Raw genomic sequence first — 23,499 nt, 5'->3', positions numbered from 1 at the left:
TAAAATCTGCCTCAATCGTTCAGATTGAAGTCGTAAGGCTGGGTGTAGGCGGCCCGAATCGGCTGGCCGTTCTCGAGATAAGGCTTGCAGGCGCTCCCGTGCACGGCTGCGAGCGCGGCGTCGTCGAGGCGGCTGAAGCCGCTGCTCTTCTTCAATTCGATGTTTTCGAGCTTGCCGGTCAGGCCGACCACGAACTTCACGTACGCGGTGCCGGTTTCGCCGCGGCGCTTCGAGAGCGACGGGTACTCGGGCTTGGCGATGTTGCAGTCGAGGTGCGAGACGTTTTTAGGCGCGCTGATCTCCATCGTCTGATGGCCGATCGCCGGCGCGGCAGGCGCGGGCGGCGCAACGGGGGCAGCCGGTGCGGGCGGCGTCGGATCGGGCGCCGCCACGGGCGTCGGCGACGGCGCGGCGGCCACCGGTAGAGGCGTAGGCGTTGGCTTGGGCGTCGGAGTCGGCTTCGGTTGGACCTTCGGCTTGGTATGAACCGGCGGCGTCGGCGTGGGTGGCGGCGGCGCGATCGACTGCATGGCGACCGGCGCGGCAACCGGCGCCGGCGGCAGCAACTGCGCGGTCATGACGTGCGATTCGAGGGCCGGCTGCACGGGGTCGTGACGCAAGGTCATCACGACGGCAAGCAACGCGACGTGAATCGCTGCAACCACGGCGGTTGCGGTCAGGACGCGAGAGTTCGTGCGAGTGGACGAAGCCGGCATGGCGCCGGCTGAAGCGGTATGCGAAGCCTGCATGTTAGCGTGGTGGCGCGCAGTCGATGCAGCGCGTCAGACAAGACATCGTCATGTTCGAAAAATCAGCAGCGAAATGAACAAAGTAGTCACGAAACCAATCAGCAATTCCATCTCGAACTCCTGTGACGGGTGAGCGGGTAGCTGGCTGGTACGAATACTGGCTTGCTGACGGCAGTGGGATAACGCTTGAACAGCGAAAACGGCAGGAGCGCTCGAGGCGCGGCGTGAACCGCGCCCTGGAACCTGGCTCAGGCGGCCTTGCGTTCGTAAAATGTCAGCGGTACGGCTTGCGGGTGATGCTCGAAACCACAACGGCTCGCGCAGACGCCGCTTTTCATCATGACGTCGCGCACGGAGTCGGCGCACTTGCCACAGCAGGATGCAACGCCGAGCTCGAACTGAAGCTCGTCAAACGAATCCATGCCTTCCTCGATCGAAGCACGGATCTTTCGGTCAGAAACAGACTTGCAGACACAGACAATCATGGCGGGCGTCATAGCTAACGTTAATGCGAATTATTATCATTTTGTTTGGTCCGTTTGGCAAGCGTCCTGCTTGATTTTTTGTAACAAAACCAGACTCTTAGAAGGGTTTCGTCTATGAGACGGAATCTGGTGCCAGCGGCGGGCGGCGCGGAAAAGCGCCTAAAAAGCGCACAGAAGGCCGCGCAACGGGCCAAAAACGGCGCTTGGGTGGCAGTTTATGCGGCTTGGGAGTCCGGCGCTGCCGTGCGGCGCGAGGGGATCGACACCTGTTCGACGGTGGCGTCGATATGCAACAGGGTCGCGGCCAGCTGCTGCTGATGCGAGCCGTCGCCGGTCGAATAAAAGCGGGGCAGAACAGTGGTCGTGTTTTCGGGCGCCGCGCGCAAACCGTGCTGGTCGAGCACTCGTTCCAGTTGGCGCGCGATAGCGACGCTCGTGTCGATCAGCATCAGCCGTTCGCCGACGATGTCGCGAATCGCCGCATCCAGAAACGGGTAGTGCGTGCAGCCGAGCACCAGCGTATCCGCGCCGGCGTCGAGCATGGGTTGCAGGTAGCCGCGCAGCAGCGCCCGCAATTCGGCGGAGCCGACGTCGCAGCGTTCCACGGCCTGCACGAGCCCGTGGCCAGGCTGGCAAAGAAAGCGGCAATCCGCGGCGTAGCGTTCGAGCAGCGCCTGGAAGCGGGCGCTGCGCAGCGTCACTTGCGTGGCGAGCACGCCGGCGACACGCGTTTTCGACTGGAGCGCGGCGGGTTTGACGCCAGGTTCGACGCCGACCAGCGGAATAGGCAGCTTTTCGCGAACCAGCGCGATCGACTGCGCGGTTGCTGTATTGCAGGCGACCACCAGCGCCTTTGCGCCTTGTTTGACCAGCCATTCGCCGATCGCAAGCGTGCGGTCGGCGATGAAGTCGTCGTCGCGCTCGCCGTACGGGGCGTAGAGCGAGTCGGCGACGTACAGAATCGCTTCGTCAGGCAGTTGTGCCCGGACCGCCCGCAACACCGACAAACCGCCGAGCCCCGAATCGAAAATGCCGACCGGTGCGCGCGATCCGGCGCCAGACGTGAACATTCTTGCATTCATGGACGGTGATTCTGCGGGCATAGGCGAAGAGGACGCGTGCGGCACAGCACTCAAGGGAAACTCGGAAAAACAGGAAAGTGCGCAAGTATATCGTCCGCGCGGCCAGGGCCATCGCAAATAAGCTGACCCATGAACGGGCGCGCGGACGGTTGCAACCTGGTTCGATCAGGACTCGACCGAGCCCATTGCGGATTGCTGGTAGTTCTGGATGCCGACCTTGCCGATCAGGTCGATTTGCGTTTCGAGCCAGTCGATATGCTCTTCGGTGTCGTCGAGAATCTTCGTGAAGATTTCACGCGAGATGAAATCGCGAACCGTTTCGCAATATGCGATGGCTTCTTTACAGGTGCTCTGCGAAATCTGTTCGAGCTTCAAATCGCATTCGAGGATTTCTTTCGTTTCCTCACCGATCAGCAGCTTGTGCAGGTCTTGCAGATTCGGCAGACCGTCGAGCATGAAAATACGTTCGATGAGCCAGTCGGCGTGCTTCATTTCGCCGATCGATTCATCGTATTCATGCTTGCCGAGTTTCTCGAGGCCCCAGTGTTTATACATCCGCGCATGCAGGAAGTACTGATTGATGGCGGTCAGTTCGTTTTTCAACTGCGAGTTGAGATATTCGATGACCTTTTTGTCGCCTTGCATGGTGTGTCCTTGTAGGGGCTTTGAATTTCCCAGAACAATAAACGGCGAAACGCAAAAAGCCAAGCCAAAAAATCAGTTTTTCGCCTGATTTTAGAGGGTTTTTCGCGTGATGCGTACCGTTCTCATTTCATCATAAAAAAAGCCGGGGTTTCAGGCCCCGGCTTTGAATTACTCAGTGGATGTCAATACCAATCAAACCGTCGCGACCGGAATCTTGCCGATCTTTGCTTGCCATTCTTTCGGGCCGGTCTGATGAACGGAAGTGCCGTTCGAATCGACAGCCACCGTCACCGGCATGTCCTGCACGTCGAACTCGTAGATCGCTTCCATGCCGAGGTCTTCGAACGCGAGAACCTTCGCGCTGCGAATCGCCTTCGAGACGAGATACGCCGCGCCACCCACGGCCATCAGATACGCGGCCTTGTGCTTCTTGATCGCCTCGATGGCGACGGGGCCGCGCTCCGCTTTGCCGATCATCGAGATCAGGCCGGTCTGCGACAGCATCGTCTCGGTGAACTTGTCCATGCGCGTTGCCGTGGTCGGGCCTGCGGGGCCGACGGCTTCATCGCGCACCGGATCGACCGGGCCGACGTAGTAGATCACGCGGTTCGTGAAGTCGACCGGCAGCTTCTCGCCCTTGGCGAGCATGTCAGCGATGCGCTTGTGGGCCGCGTCCCGGCCCGTCAACATCTTGCCCGACAGCAGCAGCGTCTGGCCCGGCGTCCACGCAGCGACTTCTTCCGGCGTGAGCGTGTTCAGATCGACGCGCTTGCTCTTCTCGGTGTCCGGCTCCCACTGCACCTTCGGCCATGCGTCGAGCGACGGCGCTTCGAGCTTGGCGACGCCGGAACCGTCCAGCGTGAAGTGCGCGTGACGCGTAGCCGCGCAGTTCGGGATGATCGCGATCGGCTTGGACGCGGCGTGCGTCGGCGCGGCCATGATCTTCACGTCGAGCACGGTGGCGAGACCGCCGAGACCTTGCGCGCCGATCCCGAGCGCATTGACCTTCTCGTGCAATTCAACGCGCAGTTCTTCGATCCAGTCTTTCGGGCCGCGTGCGATCACGTCCTGAATGTCGATCGGATCCATCAGCGATTCCTTCGCCATCACCATCGCTTTCTCAGCGGTGCCGCCGATGCCGATGCCGAGCATGCCCGGCGGGCACCAGCCCGCACCCATGGTCGGCACGGTCTTCAGAATCCAGTCGACGATCGAATCCGACGGATTCAGCATCGCGAACTTCGACTTGTTTTCCGAGCCGCCGCCCTTGGCGGCGACCTGCACGTCGACCGTATTGCCCGGCACGATCTCGTAGTGGATCACGGCCGGCGTGTTGTCTTTGGTGTTCTTGCGGCCGCCTTCCGGCGGGCTCACGATCGACGCGCGCAGCACGTTGTCCGGGTTCAGGTAACCACGGCGCACGCCTTCGTTGATCATGTCGGTGACGCCCATCGTCGCACCGTCCCAACGCACGTCCATACCGACCTTCACGAACACCGTGACGATGCCGGTGTCCTGGCAGATCGGGCGCTTGCCTTCGGCGCACATGCGGCTGTTGGTGAGAATCTGCGCGATGGCATCCTTCGCGGCCGGGCTCTGTTCGAGCTCGTAGGCGCGGCCCAAGGCCTGGATGTAATCGAGCGGGTGGTAGTAGCTGATGTACTGAAGCGAATCAGCAATGCTCTGAATCAGATCTTCCTGTTTGATGACGGTCATGGCTAGCTCAGTGGGGACAGTGGCGCTTGTTTTCAGACACGCGGGGCAGTGCGGGTCAGTCGTGCGCCTTCAGGGGAGTGGAACCTTTAACGGCACCCACGGCGTGCAGCACCGTGGGCTCTTCGAAATGCTTGGGATGCGTATGCGTAGTGAGGCGGTCGACCAGTGCCATCACGAGCGCCGAGACGAGGAACGCGACGTGGATGATCACTTGCCACATGATCGTATGCGTCGTGTTCTGATCGGGGCTTATGAAGGTCTTCAGCAGATGGATCGACGAGATGCTGATCAGCGCCATCGACAATTTGACTTTGAGCACGCCCGCGTTCACGTGGTCGAGCCATTCCGGTTCGTCCGGGTGACCCTCGACGCCCAGGCGCGACACGAACGTTTCATACCCGCCGATGATCACCATGATCAGCAGGTTCGAGATCATGACCACGTCGATCAGGCCGAGCACGACCAGCATGATGTTGGTTTCGTCGAGCGTCATGGAGGCCGTGACGAGATGCCAGACTTCCTTGAGGAACAGCACGACGTAGACGCCCTGGGCGACGATCAGGCCCAGATAGAGCGGCAACTGCAGCCAGCGGCTCATGAAAATGATGGCAGGGACCGGGCGCATCGGGCGGCGCTGATGGGCGGAGTCGGATCGCGGAGCGGACATGGGCAAGAGTCAGATGAAACGCAGGTGACGGAACATGGACCAAATGCGCCGACCCGGCACGCGCAATACTCCTCAGCACGCACGCGAATCAGGCACGCAAACCAGGCGCAGACGGCGCGGTGCACGGCCAAGGGAGGCCGGAAAAGCTCGCGTCAGGCGCGCTATTGTACAGCGTCGGGTGAATTTGCTGCGTTGCGGCGGGCAGGTTGGCGGCGCCCGACACGCGGCGCGCGTGGCGAATTGCGGCTCGCGCGTTCAGGCTTCAGGGCTCACGACGCCACCGGCGGCATTGCCCGTGAACGATGTCTCGCCGGCCGCGCTCTGATCCACGTGAGCGAGATGGATGACAACCACGCCGACGATTGCCAGCGCGATCGACGCGAGTGCCCGACCGTTCGGACGCTCTTTGAGGATGAGCCACGAGAGCAGCGCGACGACCGCGGGGATCGTGCTCGTGATGCCACCGGCCGCGACCGCGCTCGTGCGTTGCACGCCGCCCAGCATCAGCAGCGTAAACCCGAAGGTGCCGAACAGTGCCTGTAGGAACAGATTGAACCATTCATCGCGCTTCACGTGGCGCAGTCTTGACACGCGCACAAGCGGCCACAGTACTGCCATCGCGATCACGAAGTGCAGCAGCGCGAGCAGAGGGACGGGGACAAAGTCGACGATCGATTTACCAATTCCGACATTGCTGCCGACCAGCAGCATCGAGGTAATGAGAAGCAGGGAGTAACGATTCAGGCTGGAATCCAGGCGGCTAGTTCAGTTAGCATTGTAAGAGGCCGTGCGAGCCAGCGTAACGGCGCGCCTGGTGTCGCGGCATGCAGGATGCTCGACGATATAGGTGGCGGGTCAAGCACATGTTCGTCACGGAGCGCGTAGCATGCGTTGCCTCGCGCTGCATCTTCATGCGCCGCTGGCGTCACATGAGCCGCGTTAGGGTTTTCGCTGGCAGTCCGGCGCCATGCGCGTAAGTGGCCGGTAAGTTGCAGCGCTTATGTTTGAGCGTGAGAGCGGAACGTCGTCCGGCGCACACTCATGTTGCAGTGCCGCATGAGTGGTCGTTGCAGAGTGACGGGCCGTGGCGCGATGATCGGTGAAACGACGCGCGAGGGTTGGAGACAGCGCGCCGCTCGTTGCGGCGTCAACAAGACATGGCGCGCCAGACGCGCGCTGGCACAGGTTTTACGTTTCATCTTCACCAAGGGGTTGTCGATGTCTGCGATTGAATCGGTTCTTCACGAACGCCGTGTTTTCCCGCCCTCCGCTGAAGCAGCGGCAGGCGCCGCGATCTCCGGCATGGACGCGTACCGGGCGCTGGCCGCCGAGGCGGAGCGCGATTACGAAGGCTTCTGGGGGCGCCTCGCTCGCGAGACGCTAAGCTGGAACACACCCTTCACCAAGGTGCTCGACGAGTCGAATGCGCCGTTCTACACGTGGTTCGAAGACGGCCAGATCAACGCCTCGTATAACAGCATCGACCGTCATGTCGAAGCTGGCAACGGCGAGCGCGTCGCGATCATCTTCGAAGCCGACGACGGCACCGTCACCAACGTCACCTATCAGGATCTGCTGCAACGTGTCTCGCGCTTTGCGAACGCGTTGAAGAAGCGCGGCGTGAAGAAGGGCGACCGCGTGGTGATCTATATGCCCATGTCGATCGAAGGCATCGTCGCGATGCAGGCTTGTGCGCGGATCGGCGCGACGCATTCGGTGGTGTTCGGCGGCTTCTCGTCGAAGTCGCTCAATGAGCGGCTGGTGGACGTGGGCGCGGTCGCGCTCGTCACGTCCGACGAACAGATGCGCGGCGGCAAAGCATTGCCGCTGAAAAACATCGCCGACGAAGCGCTTGCGATGGGCGGCTGCGAAGCAGTCACGAGCCTGATCGTGTACCAGCGCACCGGCGGCAAGGTCGCTTGGAACGAAGGCCGCGATCTGTGGATGCACGAGGTCACGCAAGGCGAATCGGATCAATGCGCGCCCGAGTGGGTCGGCGCCGAGCATCCTTTGTTCATCCTGTACACGTCGGGTTCGACGGGTAAGCCGAAGGGCGTGCAGCACAGCACCGGCGGCTATCTGCTGTGGGCGGCGCAGACCCTGAAGTGGACCTTCGACTGGAAGCCCTCCGACGTGTTCTGGTGTACCGCCGACATCGGCTGGATCACCGGCCATAGCTACATCACGTATGGTCCGTTGACGCTTGGCGGCACGCAGGTCGTGTTCGAAGGCGTGCCGACCTATCCGAACGCCGGCCGCTTCTGGGACATGATCGCCAAGCACAAGGTCTCGCTGTTCTATACGGCGCCGACCGCGATCCGCTCGCTGATCAAGGCTGCCGACGCCGATGAGAAGGTGCACCCGAAGAGTTACGATCTGTCGACGCTGCGCATCATCGGCACGGTCGGCGAGCCGATCAATCCGGAAGCGTGGATCTGGTATTACGAGAACGTCGGCGGCAGCCGTTGCCCGATCGTCGATACGTGGTGGCAAACCGAAACCGGCGGCCACATGATCACGCCGCTGCCGGGCGCGACGCCTTTGGTGCCGGGTTCGTGCACGCTGCCGCTGCCGGGCATCATGGCCGCGGTCGTCGACGAAACCGGCCAAGACGTGCCGAACGGGCAGGGCGGCATTCTGGTGATGAAGCGTCCGTGGCCGTCGATGCTGCGTAACGTGTGGGGCGATCCGGACCGCTACAAGAAGAGCTACTTCCCCGAAGAACTCGGCGGCAAGTTGTACCTTGCAGGCGACGGCGCCGTGCGCGACAAGGACACCGGCTACTTCACGATCATGGGACGTATCGACGACGTGCTGAACGTGTCGGGTCACCGGCTCGGCACGATGGAGATCGAGTCGGCGCTGGTGTCGAACCCGCTCGTCGCGGAAGCCGCTGTGGTGGGACGCCCCGATGCGACCACCGGCGAAGCCGTGTGCGCGTTCGTCGTGCTGAAACGGGCGCGTCCGGAAGGCGAGGAAGCGGTGAAGCTCGCCAACGAACTGCGCAACTGGGTCGGCAAGGAGATCGGTCCGATCGCCAAGCCGAAGGACATCCGCTTCGGCGAGAACCTGCCGAAGACGCGCTCGGGCAAGATCATGCGCCGCCTGTTGCGCTCGCTCGCGAAGGGCGAGGAAATCACGCAGGACGTGTCGACGCTGGAGAACCCGGCGATTCTCGATCAGCTCGGCGAGTCGCTCTGAGCCAGGGTTTGTCCGTGTGAACGGCAAGAGCGTGTCGAACGACACACTCTTGCTTCGACGCAGATATTCACTACAGAAGCCACGTTGTTGAAGCCACCGCGCGGTCAATCCCGATTGCCTGCCCGGTGGCTTTTTGATACATAGGCGCATGGCCGCGCCGCACCACTCCTCTCACGCTACGCTCAATCCGCCGCCCGAACCGCCCGCGGTCTCGGCAGCGATGGCGCGCGCGCATCAAAAGTACTGGCGTTTCAACCTCGCCTTGATTGCGACGTTGATGACCTTGGGCTTCATCGTGTCGTTCGTCCTGCCATTGATGGCGCCGGCTTTGGCGCAGGTGCGCGTCGGCGGCTTCAGGTTACCGTTCTATTTCGGCGCGCAGGGCGCGATCCTGATCTATCTGGCGCTCATCGTCGTCTATATCGTGCTGATGCAGCGCGCCGACCGCCGGCTGCAACGCGCTTTGGAAGCGGACGCCAGCGCCGTTGCCGACGCACTCACCGCGCTCGGAAACTGAGCCGATGAAGCTCACGAACCGGCTGATCCGCTACTACGCCCTTTACACACTCGGCTTTCTGCTTTTCATCTACGTGATGTGGCGCATCGAGCGCACCACCGGTCCCGGTGTGTGGATCGGCTATGTGTTTCTGTTCGTGCCAATCGCGGTGTATGCGGTGATCGGTCTACTATCGCGGACTTCCGACCTGGTCGAATACTACGTGGCGGGGCGGCGCGTGCCGTCCGCCTTCAACGGCATGGCGACGGCGGCCGACTGGCTTTCGGCGGCCTCGTTCATCGGCCTCGCCGGGTCGATCTATGCGACCGGATATGACGGTCTCGCGTATCTGATGGGCTGGACCGGCGGCTATTGCCTCGTTGCGTTCCTGCTCGCGCCGTATGTGCGCAAGCTCGCGCGCTACACGATTCCCGATTTTCTCGGCACGCGTTTTTCGAGCAACGCCGTGCGCGGCCTTGCGGCGCTGGCGGCGATCCTGTGCTCGTTCGTTTATCTGGTCGCGCAGATCCAGGGCGTCGGCCTGATCGCGACGCGCTTTATCGGCGTGGATTTCGCCGTCGGCATCTTCTGCGGACTCGCTGGCATTCTCGTGTGTTCGTTTCTCGGCGGCATGCGCGCCGTGACGTGGACGCAGGTCGCGCAGTACATCATCCTGATCGCGGCGATTCTGATTCCCGTGTCGATGATCGCGCACAAGGACGGCCTGGGCTGGGTGCCGCAATTCAACTACGGCCGTTTGATGGAGCGTGTCGAAGGCCTCGAGAAGCAGGTGCGCGACGCGCCGCTCGAGCAGACCGTGCGCGACGATTATCGACGCCGTGCCGCGTTGATGCAGATGCGGCTCGACACGTTGCCGCAATCGTTCGTCGACGAGAAGCTGCGTCTCACGCAAGAGGTCGCCGATCTACGCCGCCATAACGGCCCGCTGCGCGAGATCAACGAGCGCGAGCGGGCGCTCGAACAGTTTCCACGCGATGCCGCCGCCGCGCAGATCGTCTGGACCCAGCGACGCGATGAAATGCTGATGCGCGCCGCCGCACCCGTGCCGATGCATGAGCCGTTCCCCGCCGTGAACGATGAAGACCGGCGCACCCATGAACGCAATTTTCTTTCGCTGCTGCTTTGCCTGTCGCTCGGCACGGCGAGCCTGCCGCATATCCTGACGCGCTATAACACGACCACGTCGGTGGCTTCGGCGCGACGCTCTGTCGGATGGACGCTCTTTTTCGTCGCGCTGTTCTATCTGACAGTGCCGGTGCTGGCGGTGCTGATCAAGTACGAGATATTGACCAACCTCGTTGGCCATCATTTCTCGGATCTGCCACAGTGGCTCATGCAATGGCGAAAGGTGGAGCCGAGCCTGATCAGCCTCGCCGATACGAACGGCGACGGCATCGTGCGTTGGAGCGAGATTCAGATGCAGCCCGACATGGTCGTGCTTGCCGCGCCGGAGATCGCGGGGCTGCCGTATGTGATGTCGGGGCTGATCGCGGCGGGCGCGCTGGCCGCGGCGCTCTCCACCGCGGATGGTTTGCTGCTCACCATCGCCAATGCCTTGTCGCACGATGTGTACTACCACATGGTCGATCCGAACGCGTCGAGCCAGCGGCGCGTGACGATCTCGAAGATTCTGTTGCTGGGGGTCGCGCTGTTTGCCTCGTATGTGGCGTCGCTGAATACGGGGAACATTCTGTTTCTGGTGGGCGCGGCGTTTTCGCTGGCGGCTTCGAGCCTGTTTCCGGTGCTGGTGCTGGGCGTGTTCTGGAAGCGCACCACGCGGCTCGGCGCGGTGGCGGGTATGGTGGCGGGGCTGGTGGTGTGCATCTACTACATCGTCTCCACGTATCCATTCTTCACGCAAATGACGGGCTTCGCCGGCGCGCGGTGGTTCGGGATCGAGCCGATCAGCTCCGGCGTATTCGGCGTGCCGGCGGGCTTTCTGGTGGCGATCGGCGTGAGTCTGGCCGACCGCAAACCGGACGCTTACACGCGGGCGTTGGTGGACTATATCCGGCATCCTTAGGCCGGTTTGCGCGTGGGTCTGGCGCAGGGCGCGAAGTTTGCTATAATTCGGCTCCCCGCCGGAGAGATGGATGAGCGGTTTAAGTCGCACGCCTGGAAAGCGTGTATAGGTTAATAGCCTATCGGGGGTTCGAATCCCCCTCTCTCCGCCACTTCTGAGATAATCCCTTGATGCAAAGGATATCTCTGTCAATCAAAGGGTTACAGCAGGCTGGTGTGCCGAAATGGTGTGCCAAACTGATTGATGACTCGATGCTCTACCTCTTCAAGCGTAAAGACGGAAAGTCGCCATATTACTGGCTCAGCTTCATCGTGCCCGAACCGTTGCAGGCGCAACTGGGCAAACGCAAGCGCGTGTCCACGAAACAGACCGACAAGGACCTCGCTCGCCAGGAAGCCCTACGTCTGGTCGCGGAGTGGTGTGCGCCGTTGTTGCCCCCAGCAGAGCCTGCGAGTGAATCGCCGGAGCCTGCTCCGCGTCCCGTCGTTCTCAGCCCTGATTTGATAGAGGAACTCTCCCGTGCTCGCCGTGAGGCAACGATGTGGAGCGCCGAGGACGATGCGAACGGCGTGTCATTCGAGGGGTTCGAGCACGAAGTGAAAGGCAAAACGAGCGATGTCTCGTCTGTGGGCGAGAATACGGTTGGCAGGCAAAACGATATTATGAAACGCGACCTGCCCCCGGGCGTCGTCAAGCACAATAGTTTGTCTGAGCACTTCCTTGAGTGGGAGCCGCGTTTGCGCAGTGTCATCGAGAGCGGGCGGAACAGTTCCGATTTCGATGACGTAGCCGCTGAAGCAGTTGATTTTGCAGCGGTTCTTGACTATGCGGTGAACGTCGATGACCCGATGTTCGTAGCGTTCGTGCGCAACTTCGCCATTGCAGACCGACGGTCATACAAAGCCATCCAGAGTGGACGTGCAGGAGACCCGAGCGAAGCGGATGGTTTCGCTGGCGTTACACCTGCAGCGGGTTCGCACAAGCTGGGCTATCTGCTAAAAGAGTGGCGGGATAATCGTAGCCGTCATTTAAAGCCTGACACGGTGGAGCTGTATTCGTCCCGGTTTCAAGTATTTATCGAATTTGTGCACGATATTCCGAGTCGCATCGTTTCGAAAGTACACGTTACGCGTTTCCTTGAGCACAGTGTGTACGGAGGCAGTCTCTCTGAGAAGACGGCCAACGCTGGTTATCTCCCAGCGCTGCGCGCGATATTCGGCTATGCCGCGTCGGTCAACCTAATCGACACGAACCCGACTGTTGACGTCAGCAAGCCGAAGCTTTCGAAGTCCGAGCGCAAACTGAAACAAAAGAAGCGTCGGCCATTCTCGACAGCGGAACTGAATGCGCTGTTTGCCTCTCCTTGGTACACAAGCAAGGCGCGCGACATCGGGCAGAGCAAAGCAATCACGGGAAACGCACGTTATTGGGTGCCCCTGCTCGAGTTGTTTCAAAACCTGCGGCCGGAGGAAGCCTGTCAACTTGAAATCTCCGATGTAGGGAATATCGATGGTACGCCCGCTCTTCGCGTAGAAGAAGTAATTGAAATTGAAGAAGGTGATGATGGACGTCGCCCGCTTTTGCGACGGAAGAGTGTGAAATCGAGTGCGTCACAACGCTGGCTTCCAGTACACCAGACGCTTCTTGACCTCGGCTGGGCGGAGTTTGTCGCTTCACGTCAGAGAGGAGCCGCAACCGGCTGGCTCTTCCCGGAGTTACCGAGAGGCAAGAACAATAGCGATGCATTTAGCAAGCGGTTCAACGACTTCCTCCACAAGCGCCTGGAGCTTGATATCGTGCAATATGGCCTGCGTCATGCATGGGAAGACGAGCGCAGACGTGCCCAGGCGCAAGCTTCCAAAGCTCAAAGTGCCTGGCCACCAGGGATGTATTTTCGGATTGCGGGTCGTGCGACGACCGAAGATGAGGAAGGCTCAGGTGCCAACTACGGTGAAGGCTACGATGTCGTCGACATCAAGGGCTTTCTTGACCAGCTTAAGTTCAAAGGCGTCAACTGGCCGGTTCGATGGACTGAGTGGGTGAAACTCTACGGGCCGCCAGGCGCGTAGGCGCATTCCACCGACTGGCGGCGCGTGACGGGTCAATCCTATATATTCCGGCACCCTGAAGAAAAGACTTGGTCTAGCCTTCGAACTGCGAATTCTTGGCCCAGGGTTGCGAGCGGGAAAGTTCCGTATGCGCCGGCAGAGTCGTACGCTAGTGCCGCTGCTTTATCTCGGGCATGTCGGAGACGGTGAGATTCTCGCTCAGTATAAAACCGGGCCAGTCAAATCAAGGACTTAGCTCAGGTCCACAGGGTGATACTGGCACACCTCAGCGGCACACACAAGGCCCGCGAGACGGCCTGTGCATCGATGCGGCATCCGGTACGGCGCACAGCCGCTGGCAACGCATGCGGATGAACAGGACCTATTCCTGGCGCTGGTTTGCGCATGGACAGGCAGTCTGGGCTGCGTTCACGTGGTGGTTCGCGCGGTGTTTCATGCCTTTCTTGTGCGGTGGCCCCGGCGACTGCACCCCCGATGCCGCCGGACCCGGTGCAGCGGATGGGTCAAGCTGACCCATCCCCGGCGATGAGCTGGCCGGGGACCCAGGGTCGTCGAGTCGCCCCATCCCGGATTCGACGGCTGCGGCAGGCGTTGACCCGGTGTCGACCCGCCCCATCTCTGCCTGCGGCTTACTGGAGCCTCCTGCAGATGACCCATCCGTTACGGGGTAGACGTACCGGATGTACAGATAAAAGAAGAAGAAGGTGATAACCAGAATCATGAGTCCCGCGAGCGACGACTTGAAGTAAAGCTTGCTTGCCTCCTTGCTGGATTCGGCGGTGAATTCACTCGCATCTGTGAGCAGCTTCCGCTCGCGCCATGAGAGGGCGAACACGAAGGCGAGCTGCAGGGCGGCCAGCGCAATGCCGCCCCAGGTCATCCCTTCAACCAGTCTGAGAATCGCATCGCTTTGAGTCTGGCTTTGCTCGTACGCACCACGCCGGACTTCCCATTCGGTCTGGTTATAGGCGTAGCCGGACTCGTTGTGACAAAACTCGGAGACCTGCTTCAGCGTGTCAATATCGGCGGTCGCTTTGCCCAGGCGCGCAAAGGCGCGGTCATAGCACGCAGTGAGCTTGGACAATGCGGCGTCCACCAGTCCCGGCAATGGGGTAGGACCTAACGTCGAGTCGCTGGCACCCGGCGAACGACTCAAGACTACCGATGCCTCCGACCCTTCGGCATGTGCCTGTTGAAAAAGGCATAACGCTAGGCACACGGTGGCTGCCTGAAAGAAGCCTGTTATCGCTTTCATGACGGGCTCCAGAGCTGGGCAGTGTCGACTTCTAGCCGCTCGTCCCGGCACACCAGCACTTTTTGCCGGGAGGCGTGCCTGCAGGGAGCGGGCATCGTGTTTCCGGGCCCACGCACCACACTCTTTCGCTGGGCAGAGGTCCAGAGGGAGCCGGTGCACGGGGCAGTTCTAGCGTGCGCGCATTGTTGGTTATATCTGGCCCAGGTGGGGCAGAGGCTTGTGCGAGAGAGAAGGGCACGATTTGCTGTGCGGCGCTTGACATCGGGAATGCCGCGAGGCAGCCCAGTCCAGCTGCGAGAATCCGTTGTGCGAAGTCCATAACGCCTCCCAGATAGGGTAGTTGCCGACTTTGCATCGTAGGCGTGTGCTGCCTTTCTGACGTCTACGCGATACTTGCTTCCTGTGTTTTACTGACTGACGCCGGGACACCAGCATTTCTGCCCGCGCGGGTTGCCAGCGGGAAGTGGGCATTTGGTTTCGGCGCCAAGACACGAAGTCGCGCCAGAGGGCTGATTCGGGCCCGAGGTCACAGGACTAGGGGACGAAATGACAGGCCCCGGGCCGGCGGGCACTGCGGCTGCGGGCGGTGGCATCGCCTGCTCAATTATGTGGTCGATATCGCCGAACCCGACGGCCCATGCCGGTGATGTCAGGCACGTGAGCGCGACCAGCGTCGCTGCCAACACACACATCAAGGTGGTCATGGACCCTCCCGCTGCCAGTAAAAGGAAGCGCTTCCCGAAATGCCGGCCCGTCGGCCAAAAGTAAACTAGCGGAGCCCGCCTCTCAAGGCCGCAGACCAAGCGTCTGCTGCACTCAGCGACTAGCTTCGAACGGCTGCGACAAATCCTGTGAGCAAGCGTCCAAGGCTCGCTTCGAGCGGCCACGTTTGTGCTCCAACTAAGAGTTATCGGCGCGGGCAATGGCCAAGGGCATCCTGCCGACCGCCCCGCCCCCTGCCCGCGCGACCGGTTGCTGAGGGAAACAGTGTTCGAAAGCGGGAAGGCTGTCCGGTCCTAGCCACTCGTCCCGGCGCACCAGCACTTTTTCCCTCGGGGGGAGCCCGAAGGGAGCGGGCAACGGGTTTGCGGGCCAATGCACCAGACGCTCTCACTGGTCGACGGGCCGCGTGGGGCTATTACTACTGGCGGCCCTTCTTTGACAATGTGTGGCCCGGAAGGGGCGGCTGACTGAGACGGGGGGGCATCAGCCTTCTGAGCGGCACTCACTGTTGGCAATACCCCGAGGCCAGCCAGCATGCCAGTTAAAATCCATCGCTCAAAATTCACAACGCCTCCCGAAGAGGGTAATCCCACACCGTCAATACACACAGTTGTCGACGTTCCCGCCGCCTCAGCGATGTCTCGTCTAGCTTGACCGGCTGACGCCGGGACACCAGCATTTCTGCCCGCGCGGTGTTCCTGAGGGGAGCGGACACTTTGTTTCGGCGCTGAGGCACCACGCGGGGTGCCGCTTTTGTTGACCGCTCGATTCGGGATTGCCGTCGGTCATCCCGGTCTTTGGACCCGGAGGCGCAATGGGACCGGCTGCCCATGACGATGTACCTATCGCTATAAAGACGACCACCATCGACTATGTTGCGAATCTCGAAATTTCCGAAGGCACTCCTCTGCGCAGCCTGCCCTGCCTGACATCGGCCTCTCCGCAACGATGCCTTTGATAGAAGGTAGACAAAGAGGCACGACAAGGCAAGGCAGACCGGCTCTGCCATGTTCGCTGTCGTTCCTCAAGTTTTGGACAAATGCGCCGATAAACACGGGTCTTGCACGCGCCGGCGCGCGAATCGCGTGCCCATACAGCCAGTCTGGTGTTTCCAATGCCATTACGCCGCCTTGAGCTTTCCCGCTGGCAGGACTTTCAAACCGTTTGCGGGCTTTCGCTATGAACCATCCGAGTGTCTTCCATCCCGGGCCGGCCGCCGTCACTCCACAGCAGCGGTTACTGTTGATGCACGAGGGCGAGTGGGAAGACTTCATCGAGGAGTGCGTCCGTCAACTCCAGAAGGAGGGGCAGTATGTCGAAGTGGTGGCTCTCGGGGGGAGTGGAGACAAGGGTCGTGACGTATGTGGGTACTCGAAGGAATATCCGGCAACTGGAACCTGGGACCTATACCAGGCAAAACACTACGATAGCCCGTTGACTCCCAGCGAGTTTTTTCCAGAACTCGCAAAGTTCGTCACGTGTGTCTGGCGTGAAGACTATACGCGTCCTGCGAAGTATTTCATCTGTGCAAGCAAGGACGTTGGTACAACGCTTTTCGACCTGCTCAAACATCCGGTACGCCTGAAAGAACGCCTTCTCGAAGACTGGCGAAAGAAGGATGGCAAGTTCGGGAAGTTCAGACAACCCCTTGATGCCGACCTTGAGAAGTTCATCGACGCATTCCCGTTTGACGTCGTGAAGCGTCTGCCGCCCATGGAACTGTTGTCAATCCACGGGAGAGATGCATCTTCGTATTGGGCGCGATTCGGAATTCTTGCTCCTCGAGACAATGACCCAGAAGTGCCTCCACTGCCGGTTTCTGGCGAGTCGACATATGTGACCGAACTGCTAAGGGTATATGCCGAGCATGCCCGGGTGACGATTGATGACGTGCCCGATATTCCGCCTGCGCACGGGCCACACTTCAAGGCTCAGCGGCGGCTCTTTTATTCAGCGGAGGGCTTGCACCGTTTTAGCCGTGACAAGCTGCCAGGGGCATTTGAAGCGCTCCTGGACGAGGTGGAAAACGGGATTGGGGCAGAGTTGACTTTCCCGCACGAAAGCGGATTCGTTCGCTTGCGCTCCGTTCTTCACACAGCAAACGCGTTGCAGATAATGGATAACCCTTTGCGGGCGCGCCTCAGGTCCGGCGACCTGCAGGGCAGTTGTCATCATCTCGCAAATCAAGGACGGGCCCAGTGGGTCGAAGGCGATGAAGCAGACAGCGAAAGTGTTCAATAGCTCATTCGAGCTTGGCGTTCGAATGGTGTTCTTGCTGCTCGCTTTGCATCCTCGCAAGGCGGACCTGCAGACGCTTGTCTATATGGACTATGCGGCAATCTACTCGGCCGACCTTGGCGGCCCGAGCAGCCTTCATACGCCGGTGCCGCTACGGAACGGCGAGTATCTTTCCAGGCGAGACGTCATCGAGCAAGGACTTTACCTGATGTCTACCAGGGGCCTCGTGTCGATAGAAGCTGACGTTGGCGGAATCTGGTATTCGGCAGGGGAGAGTGCGGCAGCGCTTGTCGGACTGATTGCCGGGGAATATGGAACGGTATTGGCGGAGCGATGTCGCTGGGTGGCGGACACTGTCGGGAGCCGCTCGGCAGGCGAGATAGAGGTCATGTTTGTCGAGCGCGGACTGCGATGGGGAGCCCACTTCGTCGATGGCGGCTCCGACATCTTGGAGGGTTGATGAGTATTCAGCTTCACAGGTTGTGCATAACCGGTCCAGGCCGGGAGCCGGCAGAGCTGCTGTTTGGCGGACGGTCATACCTTGTGTTCGGTCCAACCGACACAGGTAAGTCGTACGTTCTTGAGAGCTTGCGCTACGGACTCGGCTCCTCAGGTAAGCCTCGCGAAAATGAGTTCTCCGCAGGATATACGCGGCTCGCGCTCGAGTTACAGTCGGCCAACGGTGAGGAGTTAACGTTCTTTCGGGACCTCGTGGACGGAGGCGAAGCGGTCTGCGATGGCTATCATCAAACTCCACCTCAGGGCGCAATTCCCGGAGTCAAGCCGCGAAAGATAGCAGGTGTTTTGGCGCTACTATGCGGCGCCTCGGAAAAACGAATTCTGGTCAAAGCTGGGAAGCGGGAGGGGCTTGCTGCGGGCGACCTGCGCCACTTCAGCCTGTTTGACGAGATTGAGACTCTTGACCTGAAACCGTTGGTTGGAACGGACACGAACCTACAAACACGACGACGCGCCAGTGGTGCGGTCATCCTGACGGGACAGGACGACGACGGGCTGACGCTGGTCGCATCAGCTACCGAACGGGCGAATGCCGGCGGCTACGTCGAAGCAGTCGACGAGGAGCTGGCGATACTCAACGCCCGACTTCCCAAGGACGTCAATGCTTCGAATGTACTTGACGCGATAGCACAGCTGGACGCTCGTATTCAAGGACTACAGACGTTCTTGCGGAGCAATGAAAGCGCGCTGAATGAGTTGAAGCGTGACCGATTGCACTTGCAGCGGGAGGGTCGGCGCATCGCAAACGAGCACACTGCATTGGCGGAAGCCCGCACGAGGTTCGAGCTTCTCCGAGAGAAATATTCGAGTGACCTTCTGCGGCTGGAGGCCGTCGAAACGGCTGCGTCGGTAATGGATGCTTTTGCTCCCCAGCCCTGTCCGCTGTGCGATACGCCGTTGGAGGCCCAGTCGCGACATGTGCACGCGGAGAACGACTCCTTTGCGATATTGGCCGAAGCAGCGCGCGCGGAGTCTCAGAAGATAGCGCATCTTCAGCTCGGTCTGGCGTCCGCGATTCGCGAGCTTGATGAAGACCTTGAGAGCCTTACGGCAGACCTTCGTGAAGTGCGCACGCAGGAAGCGGACAACTTGCTCGCGCAAGACGCGTTGTTCGCGAACTCGCCGGACCCTGATGGCATGGGCCTCAGCGTGCTGGCCACGCAGAGAACGGAATGGGCGCTTGTATCACGCGACTTGGACCGCGTTGACGTGCTGGTCAAGCGCCGTGAAGAGCACGCGCAACGTGCCAGACGGAAAACTCAAACCGTCGTCCGAAACGTGGCCGGAGATGCGCTGAGCGTTTGCAAACGCATCAAAACGTTGCTGTCAGAGTGGGGCGTTCCGGGGGTCGAGGCGGTACACTTCGACGAGAAGAATGTGGACGTACTTATAAATCAGCGAATTCGAATTTCCTTCGGGAAAGGAAAGCGCGGGATTTTTTTGACTGCATACGTGGTGGCGCTGATGGAGCACGCGTTGCAGAGTGGCAATCCCCATCTCGGATTTGTAGCCGTCGACTCTCCTGTCGTCACTTATAAGGACCCTAAACACGGGGGGAAGGGCGAGGAGTTGCTGGACACGACGGTGGCCGACCGCTTTTACGAGTGGCTAGCCGCTCGTCAGGAGCCGGGGCAGGTCATCGTGCTCGAAAACGAGGAACCGTCGACGGCATTACTCGAACAAATCCCCCACACTGAGTTTATCGGTGAATCGGGTGGCACGGGCCGACGCGGCTTCTTTCCGTCGTGAGGAGAACCCCGACCGATGGCCGGCGAGCCCCACAAGGGGCCTCGCTTAAATGTGTTTGTCGTTGCTGCATGCAACCGGCGAGTGCCCGAGCTGCGCGTTCGTTACGCTTCGCGGACACGCGCGGCGGCAGGGTTGCTGCTGGCACTGTTCCGTTCCCGCACACCTGGATATGCTACTGGTCGGCGGGCTGTGACCGGCGGGTGCGGAAGTCCCTCACCAAACTGAATAAGACTTTACAAACGCACACGGACGGGCGTTGCAGTACGCGAGGAAGTAAAAAGCGCGGCCTGCTGCGGGTTCCGAGGGGAATCAACCGCTCCGATGCGCATCTGAGAGAAGCGAGGAGTCATGGATAAGAAAACGCGGGGCGCGTGGCTGGTCCACCATTCGCGCAAGGTTCAGGCAACGACCAATCAAGATTTTGATGCAATTGGATTTGCGGGCAAGTGCGGCATCCTGCTGTCGGCGCTTGCTGGCGAAGACGGGCAGTTTCAGTTGACGCGTCGGCGGGTCGACCGCCTCGCGCAGGCAAACCATTTGAGTCCAAAGACCGAGGTGCCTGCAATCCTGCAGGAACTGGAGCGGCAGCGCCTGATAAATACCAATGCCACACACGTCGAGGTTCTGGGTCTGAGCGGACACAGGATTCTCGAACACACGTCGACCATTTTCGAAGAATCCGATAGGGAGGTCTTCGAGGATGCGGTGCTTGACTTGTCGGAACTGGCATCCGAATCGCCGGTCACGGACCGGCATGCGTCAGAACTGCTGGCCGATACACACAAGCTGTCGAGCCAACAGGTGAGCGACACCTTGCGGCTCGGCACTGGAATTGGCTTCTTCGATGCAGAACCCATTTCAGCTTCGGAAAAGCTGCTGTTTAATGGCAATCTGTTTCGCCGCGACGATGCAAAACGCATCAACGGAGTCTTGTCGACGCTCAAGCCAAATGAGGCGCGACTGGTGCAGGAACTGAATGCACAACTGCAGTCAGCCGGGTGCCTGCCATTGGCGTCGGCCACGAAGGTCTTAGGTGAAGACCTCTTCAAGAGTCTCCATTCGATTGGCATGTTCGATGTCAATGCTGTTGGCAATGATAGCGGGAAGAGCTATTTCGTCACCAGACCGGCAGCGTTTTCCAAGTTCAGTAATTCCATCGCCGACGACGCGCTGGACCTTGCCAAGGCGTTTGTTGCATCGCTGACTTATGGCATGACACAAAGTAGCTACTATCGGGGGCGCATCCAAGCGATTTCACTGTTGATGAATAAGCTCATCAGGGGCGGTGAGGTAGGCCCAGCAACGGCTATCGGAAGCGACTATCAGGCGCTCGAATATCGTGGCGTCGTGCAGGTAACGCCTGCTGATAAGGGCATGTTCACAATGAAACTGCTTAAACCGGAAGTGGGACGACTCGCGCTCGCTGTCATCGAAGACGGCGATATCACGGCGGAAAGCGTGGCGCAAATGCCCGGAGCACGTGTCACCGAATATGGAACGCCGGAGCAGACTCGGGAAGTGCAGCGCAAGAACGTGACCGAGGCGGTGAAAATGAACACGGCGAACATCCTGAATGAACTAAGGACAGGAGGCTTCGGCAAATGATTGATCGGGAACAACTAACGAAGGGGCCGGCGACGGAAGAACGACTACGCAACTATTTCCTCGGCGTAGGCTATTTCGTGCTGAGGGGTGCGAAATTCAAATACAATGATTTCGATGTCACGGACATCGACTTGTGGTTGTATGGGCTGAACTCACCGCTCAGCCGGGAACGTGTGAACGTCGACATCAAGGACAAGAAGACGCCGCAGGCGCTCGAGCGCATCTTCTGGGCCAAGGGACTGCAGGATGTGCTGGGACTGGACGCCTGTGTGGTAGCGACGACGGATGCGCGTCCGGACGTCCGGGAGTTTGGGCTAAAGCATGATGTTCGGGTGCTGGATGGTCACTTCGTCTCGCGTCTGAAGCGCAGCGAGAAAAGCCAGTTGCAGCGGCTGACGGAAGAAGAGTTTGTGCGGTTCATCGACGATTCATCGCTTGGGAAGCTGGGCGGTGACTGGCGCGGGCGATACGAGCAAAGCAAGTCAAGGGTGCTGGATTCGCTCGACTTCGACGGGTGTAACGCTTGGCTGATGGATATCGAATACTTCCTAAAGGAAGCCAGTTCGATGGGATTCAAGGACCCATCCGCATGGCGACTCGCATATATTTCATGTTCCCTGTTCCTAATTTCGCTCGATTTCCTGTTGCGTGACCACGTCACCCTTGAGCAAGACGAGCGCAGAGCGGTCTTGGAGAATGGATTTCGCTACGGCAAGGCCGGGCGCACCTTTGTAGAAAAGATTGGCAAGGTCGCAGCCGGCCTGGTGGCGAGCGTTGCTTCACAGCCTGGACTCAGAGAAACCCTGGAGCGAGAGCTTGCCACTCAGGCCGGGGACTTGCGCGCTGACATTCTGGCGGATTTCTTTTCGCGAAACGTTGCACAGACAGCCCTTTTCGATGCAGCGCGCGAATTTGAGGCCGGTGCGTTTGCACTCGAGTTTGACTCCCCTTCCCGCCTGTCGACGGGAGCGCAAAGCGTGTTAGGTGTCCTGTGCGACTTCTTTGGTCTCGACAGAAAGCGTGTACTGGTCTGACAGTGTGTGTTTCGGGTCGGAGGGTCGGCGTTCCGGTCCGTGCGGCCAGGTGAATATTGGGGATACAAGTGCTTGTCCACGGGGCAAAAGACCCGAATCGCGATGCGCTAGCCGGTTTGCTTAAGCTTCTCTCTTCGAGAAAAGCTTAAGCAGGGCTACACCCGCCTCGAACGCATTCTCGGTAGGCGCAGCGTCCAGACGAGTACAGCGGCCGTGCTTGCGGTCGCCATTTCTCAGCTAGAACGGCAGCGCTGCCTGCTTCACGGCATCAATCGCCTTGAACAGTTCAGCACAGTCAACGAGCCGAGGGTGGCCTTAAATGAATTGCGCTAGGCGAGCGCCTGCGGCTGGATTTCAACCCCGCCACTATTGGACAATTCGTCAAGCTATTAAGACTACGTCGTCGGTCGAGACGACCGGGACCCACATGCCATCTCCACATATGCAGAAAAATTCCGACAAGCTAGCTGTCACCCTTGAGTCAGATGGATATTGCATCGTACCAGCGGTCGTTCACAATGAATTGTTGGAGCGTATGCATCTGGAAGTCACCCGAACGTACAGCGCGGGTGAGACAGAGAGCGAACAGAATGAGGTGATTTACGGTACGGCATGCCCGTCGATGGTCTCCGAAGCGCACCAACAGTGGATGTCTGGCAATCGTAATCACTTGCCGCTGAATCGCTTGGTGAGCCAGATGTTCGAGATTGCGAGCGACTTGCTTGAGTCACGAGACGAGTTGGGGTGCGGTCCTGCACAGATTGCTGTGCGCGAGCCTGGTGTTCCATCGCCAACCCCGCATATCGATGGATACAGTAAGAATGAGCCCGAACCGAATACTCCTCGCGCTATCGTTGGCGTATATTTGACCGACGTCCTCGATAAAGGCGATGGAGCCCTGATGGTATGGCCGGGTGAGCGGGCGGCCATCGCCAATTTACGAGATGCCCGGCGCTTCGATGAAGCGGAAAAAATTGCAAAGGCGTGTGGGGAAGGAAATGCTGGATGTCGGCCACTGCTTGGCCCAGCCGGAACAATATTCATCGTTGACGGGAACGTCCCACACGCAAATGCGGCACGGGCTATCCACGGCAAGCGCATTGCAGTCTATCTTCGCGTTTATTGAAGCGCATGCGTTGAGTATTTGGCGCTGCGCTGCGCTGCGAGTCGAGTGGCGAGGCTAGCGCCCGAGAGCTAAAGCAAGCTGGCAAGTATCTGTTCC

The 23,499-nt window shown here is 60.0% G+C and carries 17 protein-coding genes, 1 tRNA gene and 1 pseudogene; 11 read left to right on the top strand and 8 right to left on the bottom strand.

The features are described 5' to 3' along the window. Nucleotides 1-11: 11 nt before the first annotated feature. From P0D96_RS24755 to P0D96_RS24725, 7 genes and pseudogenes are all read right to left on the bottom strand, one after another. Complete coding sequence (locus tag P0D96_RS24755) at nucleotides 12-749, bottom strand: energy transducer TonB (RefSeq protein WP_132375198.1); 738 nt, start codon at nucleotides 747-749, stop codon at nucleotides 12-14. 248 nt (nucleotides 750-997) lie between these two features. Further along, nucleotides 998-1,234, bottom strand: a complete 237-nt coding sequence (locus P0D96_RS24750; RefSeq protein ID WP_012432441.1) for a (2Fe-2S)-binding protein — start codon at nucleotides 1,232-1,234, stop codon at nucleotides 998-1,000. Between the two features lie 215 nt (nucleotides 1,235-1,449). Further along, nucleotides 1,450-2,337, bottom strand: a complete 888-nt coding sequence (gene murI / locus P0D96_RS24745; protein WP_408280044.1) for a glutamate racemase — start codon at nucleotides 2,335-2,337, stop codon at nucleotides 1,450-1,452. 144 nt (nucleotides 2,338-2,481) lie between these two features. Continuing rightward, a complete protein-coding gene (gene bfr / locus P0D96_RS24740) occupies nucleotides 2,482-2,961 on the bottom strand; it encodes a bacterioferritin (protein ID WP_132375196.1) in 480 nt (159 codons plus the stop codon). Between the two features lie 192 nt (nucleotides 2,962-3,153). Then, complete coding sequence (locus tag P0D96_RS24735; protein ID WP_012432444.1) at nucleotides 3,154-4,677, bottom strand: fumarate hydratase; 1,524 nt, start codon at nucleotides 4,675-4,677, stop codon at nucleotides 3,154-3,156. A 55-nt stretch (nucleotides 4,678-4,732) separates the two neighbouring features. Next, entirely contained in the window at nucleotides 4,733-5,344 is a 612-nt protein-coding gene (locus P0D96_RS24730) for a TIGR00645 family protein (protein ID WP_132375194.1), read from the bottom strand. A 288-nt stretch (nucleotides 5,345-5,632) separates the two neighbouring features. Beyond that, a pseudogene (locus P0D96_RS24725) lies at nucleotides 5,633-6,088 on the bottom strand (DMT family transporter); the annotation flags it as partial. Between the two features lie 474 nt (nucleotides 6,089-6,562). Between P0D96_RS24725 and acs the strand changes: the two are divergent. From acs to P0D96_RS24700, 5 genes are all read left to right on the top strand, one after another. Beyond that, nucleotides 6,563-8,545 carry an acetate--CoA ligase gene (acs, locus tag P0D96_RS24720; RefSeq protein WP_408315892.1) on the top strand — a complete coding sequence of 661 codons (1,983 nt, stop codon included), beginning with the start codon at nucleotides 6,563-6,565 and terminating at the stop codon, nucleotides 8,543-8,545. Between the two features lie 148 nt (nucleotides 8,546-8,693). Then, nucleotides 8,694-9,062: a DUF4212 domain-containing protein gene (locus P0D96_RS24715; RefSeq protein ID WP_408315889.1), complete on the top strand. Its 369-nt coding sequence runs from the start codon at nucleotides 8,694-8,696 to the stop codon at nucleotides 9,060-9,062. A 4-nt stretch (nucleotides 9,063-9,066) separates the two neighbouring features. Continuing rightward, on the top strand, nucleotides 9,067-11,085 hold the full coding sequence (locus P0D96_RS24710) for a sodium:solute symporter family protein (RefSeq protein ID WP_408182072.1): 2,019 nt from the start codon (nucleotides 9,067-9,069) through the stop codon (nucleotides 11,083-11,085). 60 nt (nucleotides 11,086-11,145) lie between these two features. Next, nucleotides 11,146-11,236 (top strand) — tRNA-Ser (locus P0D96_RS24705). A gap of 100 nt (nucleotides 11,237-11,336) precedes the next feature. Continuing rightward, nucleotides 11,337-13,154: a site-specific integrase gene (locus P0D96_RS24700; RefSeq protein WP_408315886.1), complete on the top strand. Its 1,818-nt coding sequence runs from the start codon at nucleotides 11,337-11,339 to the stop codon at nucleotides 13,152-13,154. 361 nt (nucleotides 13,155-13,515) lie between these two features. Here the strand turns inward: P0D96_RS24700 and P0D96_RS24695 are convergent, their stop codons facing one another. After that, on the bottom strand, nucleotides 13,516-14,409 hold the full coding sequence (locus P0D96_RS24695) for a hypothetical protein (protein ID WP_408315883.1): 894 nt from the start codon (nucleotides 14,407-14,409) through the stop codon (nucleotides 13,516-13,518). A gap of 1,902 nt (nucleotides 14,410-16,311) precedes the next feature. Here P0D96_RS24695 and P0D96_RS24690 point away from each other — a divergent pair. The 6 genes from P0D96_RS24690 to P0D96_RS24665 all read left to right on the top strand — a co-directional run bounded on the left by P0D96_RS24690 (nucleotide 16,312) and on the right by P0D96_RS24665 (nucleotide 23,403). Continuing rightward, nucleotides 16,312-17,373 (top strand): ABC-three component system protein, encoded by a 1,062-nt coding sequence (locus P0D96_RS24690; protein ID WP_408315880.1) that lies wholly within the window; start codon nucleotides 16,312-16,314, stop codon nucleotides 17,371-17,373. Further along, nucleotides 17,345-17,830: an ABC-three component system middle component 2 gene (locus P0D96_RS24685; RefSeq protein WP_408315877.1), complete on the top strand. Its 486-nt coding sequence runs from the start codon at nucleotides 17,345-17,347 to the stop codon at nucleotides 17,828-17,830. Before P0D96_RS24690 ends, P0D96_RS24685 begins: the two co-directional genes overlap by 29 nt. After that, the gene (locus P0D96_RS24680; RefSeq protein ID WP_408315874.1) at nucleotides 17,830-19,638 is read left to right on the top strand and encodes a coiled-coil domain-containing protein; all 1,809 of its coding nucleotides are present in this window, start codon (nucleotides 17,830-17,832) and stop codon (nucleotides 19,636-19,638) included. Before P0D96_RS24685 ends, P0D96_RS24680 begins: the two co-directional genes overlap by 1 nt. A gap of 348 nt (nucleotides 19,639-19,986) precedes the next feature. Then, on the top strand, nucleotides 19,987-21,243 hold the full coding sequence (locus P0D96_RS24675; protein ID WP_408315871.1) for a hypothetical protein: 1,257 nt from the start codon (nucleotides 19,987-19,989) through the stop codon (nucleotides 21,241-21,243). Then, complete coding sequence (locus tag P0D96_RS24670) at nucleotides 21,240-22,277, top strand: hypothetical protein (RefSeq protein WP_408315868.1); 1,038 nt, start codon at nucleotides 21,240-21,242, stop codon at nucleotides 22,275-22,277. The genes P0D96_RS24675 and P0D96_RS24670 overlap by 4 nt, the downstream gene beginning before the upstream one ends. 427 nt (nucleotides 22,278-22,704) lie before the next feature. Then, the gene (locus P0D96_RS24665; RefSeq protein WP_408315865.1) at nucleotides 22,705-23,403 is read left to right on the top strand and encodes a phytanoyl-CoA dioxygenase family protein; all 699 of its coding nucleotides are present in this window, start codon (nucleotides 22,705-22,707) and stop codon (nucleotides 23,401-23,403) included. Nucleotides 23,404-23,499: the final 96 nt, after the last annotated feature.

The sequence above is a fragment of the Paraburkholderia sp. RL17-347-BIC-D genome (assembly GCF_046027915.1).
Taxonomy (GTDB): domain Bacteria; phylum Pseudomonadota; class Gammaproteobacteria; order Burkholderiales; family Burkholderiaceae; genus Paraburkholderia.
The sequence above is the reverse complement of the archived record's forward strand: the minus strand, read 5'-3'. Positions and strand labels throughout refer to the sequence as shown.